The sequence below is a fragment of the Catonella sp. genome (genome assembly GCF_052173895.1).
Classification (GTDB): domain Bacteria; phylum Bacillota; class Clostridia; order Lachnospirales; family Lachnospiraceae; genus Catonella.
The window spans coordinates 1-3,992 of record NZ_JBQMXS010000081.1 but is presented as its reverse complement, the minus strand read 5'-3'; the positions used below and the strand labels follow the sequence as shown (position 1 = coordinate 3,992).

The 3,992-nt window shown below is 30.6% G+C and carries 5 protein-coding genes; all 5 read left to right on the top strand.

The features are described 5' to 3' along the window. Positions 1 to 989 precede the first annotated feature (989 nt). The 5 genes from ACTTG8_RS09805 (at position 990) to ACTTG8_RS09785 (ending at position 3,869) form a co-directional block, all read left to right on the top strand. Positions 990 to 1,130 carry a hypothetical protein gene (locus ACTTG8_RS09805; RefSeq protein ID WP_442561925.1) on the top strand — a complete coding sequence of 47 codons (141 nt, stop codon included), beginning with the start codon at positions 990 to 992 and terminating at the stop codon, positions 1,128 to 1,130. A 112-nt stretch (positions 1,131 to 1,242) separates the two neighbouring features. Continuing rightward, positions 1,243 to 1,644, top strand: a complete 402-nt coding sequence (locus ACTTG8_RS09800; protein ID WP_442561924.1) for a hypothetical protein — start codon at positions 1,243 to 1,245, stop codon at positions 1,642 to 1,644. An 18-nt stretch (positions 1,645 to 1,662) separates the two neighbouring features. After that, a complete protein-coding gene (locus ACTTG8_RS09795) occupies positions 1,663 to 2,034 on the top strand; it encodes a hypothetical protein (RefSeq protein ID WP_442561923.1) in 372 nt (123 codons plus the stop codon). Then, complete coding sequence (locus ACTTG8_RS09790; RefSeq protein WP_442561922.1) at positions 2,021 to 2,629, top strand: ClpP family protease; 609 nt, start codon at positions 2,021 to 2,023, stop codon at positions 2,627 to 2,629. The genes ACTTG8_RS09795 and ACTTG8_RS09790 overlap by 14 nt, the downstream gene beginning before the upstream one ends. Continuing rightward, entirely contained in the window at positions 2,622 to 3,869 is a 1,248-nt protein-coding gene (locus ACTTG8_RS09785; protein WP_442561921.1) for a VirD4-like conjugal transfer protein, CD1115 family, read from the top strand. The genes ACTTG8_RS09790 and ACTTG8_RS09785 overlap by 8 nt, the downstream gene beginning before the upstream one ends. Positions 3,870 to 3,992 lie beyond the last annotated feature (123 nt).

The window sequence follows — 3,992 nt, the reverse complement described above, 5'->3', positions numbered from 1 at the left end:
AGAGAAAAGATAGAAGTAATATTAAGACATGAAAAGAACTTGGGTTTATTGACTGATTATAAGTTTCATGAGAATGGAAAATCAGTTAAGATTGACTTTTTATAAATATAAAATATGCTTTTTTGTATGGCGTATTTTGTAAAAGCCCGATAAATAGTGGTGTGTATTAAAAAATGAAAATTGATATGTTAATTTCTATATTATGGAAATATAAATTTATCTTGGAAATGGAAATACAAATTTACATTAAGATATACAAATAAATGTAAAAACATATTAAGGCTACCGAGTGGTAGCCCTATTTTAGAGTTGAAACAATTAAGCAGATCCAGTTTTCTGGATATTTATACTCTTTAAACTCCTTTTTTCAAGCTACCATATTAGGTAGCTTGTTTTTTATTTGTTTAGTTTATTTCTAACTTTTATTTTATGCTTTAAGTTTGAGATTTAAAGGCTACCAAACGGTAGCCCTGTTTTAGAGTTGAAATAATTAAGCAGATCCAGTTTTCTGGATATTTATACTCTTTACACTCCTTTTTCAAGCTACCATATTAGGTAGCTTGTTTTTTTATTTGTTTAGTTTGTTTCTAACTTCTATTTTATGCTTTAAGTTTGAGATTTAAAGGCTACCAAACGGTAGCCCTGTTTTAGAGTTGAAATAATTAAGCAGATCCAGTTTTCTGGATATTTATACTCTTTACACTCCTTTTTCAAGCTACCATATTAGGTAGCTTGTTTTTTTATTTGTTTAGTTTGTTTCTAACTTCTATTTTATGCTTTAAGTTTGAGATTTAAAGGCTACCAAACGGTAGCCCTGTTTTAGAGTTGAAATAGTCATAGTTGTATAACACTTTCTTTTAATTTTTTTGTTAGAAAGCTGCTAGAACTTAGCAGCTTTCTAAATTTAGGTGAGTTTTATTAAAGCAGTGTTCATTATATGTACACTGCCTATGTTTTATAAAAATAAAATATATAAGGAGATTAAAATTATGTTAAAAAATGAAGAAGAAATAAAGTTTAATTTTGTGGAAAAAATACTGATGATAATGCTCTTTTCCCTTTCAATACAGATTGGACTTTTATATGAACTTCACGATTTACCAATTGTGTTTGGAAAATTGATTCCATGATAAGGCTACCAAACGGTAGCCCTGTTTTGAGAGTGTAAGATTAATAATTTTATTATTAGAAAAGTAATAATAATGCATTATAAAATTTTATAAAAAAAGAAAGGAATTAAATATGAAAATTAATTTAGAGCAATTTAAACAAGACATAAGAAGTGGTGTAATTTCCTGTGATAAAGAGGAATTAAAGGCAATATGTTACGAGTTTTTCAGATATACTGTCCATGTTTGGGAAGAGCATAAGGAAGAAGTACAATATATTTTACAACAATTACTGGGAAAAAATATACTTTACAGTAATAGCTTAAAAATAGCTGCAGAGAAATTTGGTGCAGATCTAGGTGATTTTAAAACAATGGCTTGTAATATGATGAATTCATTTTGTATAGAAAGTCTTATTTGTATACTTTGTTACCCATATATTACAGGAAGAAGTGAAAAGGAGAAGAAAGATATAGATGAATTAAAGGAAATTTTTGAAATGGAAGTATTACAATGGATTTTTAGTATTTATTAAACAAGGAGGAATATAATAATGTATAAGTCAAAAGTTAATAAAAATTCGGTAGGACCGGCAGCAAGAGCAAATAATCAAAAAATTGGAAAAATCTTTATGAAAATACGTACAAAGGATTTTTTTGAAAGTATGAAGGCGTGGATGATTGAACTTGGTCTTGATGAAGATGATGAATTAAATAATATGGTTATAAGGGCAGAACAGGCACTGGAAGAAAGAATTGAAGAATATGGAGAAATGAGATTGAAAGAAGTCTTATACTTAATTTCTAAAGATATAGTTCCTAGAGAGGTAAAAAAAAGTGTAATAGAAGCAGTTTACATTGTACCTGTAAGTCTTTTACACATAGAATATCACAAAGATGAAGGAGAAGATTATGAAAAGCGTTAGATTGTTACCTAATATATTAGAAGAAACTTCAAGAGGAATACAGGCGATTGGAATTGAAGATAGTTTATTAAAGACAAGAGAAATTTTCCTTACTACAGAAGTAGACAGTGATTCATCTGCCGATTTGTTAAAACAGTTGATTTATCTGGAGAGGGTAGATGAGGAAAAACCGATAACCCTTTATATTAGTAGTCCGGGAGGAGAAGTGACCAGTGGATTAGCCGTTTATGATTACATAAGAATGATGAAATCGAAGGTGATAACCGTTTGTATTGGAACGGCTGCAAGTATGGGGGCAATCCTATTTCTTGCAGGAGATGAGAGAAAGATGCTCCCACATACAAAGATTATGATCCATGATCCAAGTTATGGAAATGCCTCAATGGGAGGAATGAAACCGTTGGAAATTAGAGATAGACTGGATGGTTTAATGCAATCTAGAAAACTGTTAGCCGAAATTATAGCAGAGCGTTCAGGAATGAATTTGAAAAAGGTTTATGAGAAAACAAGAAGAGATAGTTTTCTTAATGCAAAAGAAGCAATAAAAATTGGAATAGCAACAGAAATTTTAGAAAGAGGTAAAAAATATGAATAATAATTTTAGAACAATGGCACAGGGATATGATGCACCTAATGATGATATACATTCAGGATTTAATAATAATGACCTAATCATTGGAGGTTCGGGAACAGGAAAGACGGGAGGATATGTGATTCCGAACCTCTTAAACCCATATGGGAATCTCATTGTTTCGGATACCAAAGGCAGGCTTTATAAAGAAATGAGACAAAGTTTTACAGAAAAAGGATATGAAGTAATGGTGATTGATTTTATCAATCCGGATCAGTCTATGGGGTATAATATATTGGATGCGATTAAAGGAGATGATAACGGAGAATCTAATCATATTGACATTATGACAGCTGTAAATCAAATTCTTCCGATGAGGAGGGTAACAGACCCATATTGGATAGAGGCGGCAAGGAGTGTGGTAGCATTTGCTATTGGATTTACATTGGAGGCATTTGAGCCTAAAGACCATAATATGACTACTGTTGTAGAAGTATTTAAACAATTGAATGATGAAAGTGGGAGGGAAAATATAAATAAGTGGATTTTCATGAATCCAGATAGTTATGTAACTTCTATGTATAAGATGACTTCGGTTGTTCATAAGTCTGATAGAACCTGGGGCTGTATTCTTCATTTTGCCTCAGAGGCATTGGAAGTATTTCAGTATAAGGAAATAAAGAAAATTTTTCAAGATAAGAAAAATAAATTCAGTATTAAAGATTTCTTGAGTAAAAAATCCATTTTATTTATTAACACAAGTGATTCCAACCGTTATGCGGATAAAATTGTAAATATTATATATTCACAGCTTATTAATAGTTTATTTGTAGAGGCGGATAAGATGGAAAATGGAAGATTGGAGACTCCGGTAAGATTCATTATTGATGATTTTGCAGCAAATGTTTACATTGAAAATTTCGATAAGCTCATTTCTGTTACTCGTTCAAGAAATATCGCAGTTTCCATTCTTCTGCAAAATATGTCACAGCTTTCTGCAATGTATGGAGAAGATAGGGCGAATACCATTATTGTAAATTGTGACCATATTCTCTATTTAGGAGGTCAGGATATTAAAACAGCTGAGTACATTGGAAGAAGGGCAGGACTTACGGATGAAAAGATTTTATTGATGCCGCCGGAAAAAGCCTATCTAATTAGAAGAGGTACAAAGGCAAAATTGATGGATAAGGTAGAACCTTACAAGGAACTAAATGAAAGAGAAAAACGAAATATAAAAGAAGAGGAGGTGATAGAAAACTAGATGATGGTAAACTTATTTTAAAATTAAAGGTTTACAATTAAAAAATTTTGTTGTATTATAATATCCGGATTAATTACATGAATTTGTATTAATTCGGATATACTTTTTTATTTAAAGGAGAAA

Bases quoted from the DNA above. Each gene is read 5' to 3' on its own strand.
- ACTTG8_RS09790 (WP_442561922.1), top strand. From the start codon at position 2,021: ATGAAAAGCGTTAGATTGTTACCTAATATATTAGAAGAAACTTCAAGA.
- ACTTG8_RS09800 (WP_442561924.1), top strand. From the start codon at position 1,243: ATGAAAATTAATTTAGAGCAATTTAAACAAGACATAAGAAGTGGTGTA.
- ACTTG8_RS09805 (WP_442561925.1), top strand. From the start codon at position 990: ATGTTAAAAAATGAAGAAGAAATAAAGTTTAATTTTGTGGAAAAAATA.
- ACTTG8_RS09795 (WP_442561923.1), top strand. From the start codon at position 1,663: ATGTATAAGTCAAAAGTTAATAAAAATTCGGTAGGACCGGCAGCAAGA.
- ACTTG8_RS09785 (WP_442561921.1), top strand. From the start codon at position 2,622: ATGAATAATAATTTTAGAACAATGGCACAGGGATATGATGCACCTAAT.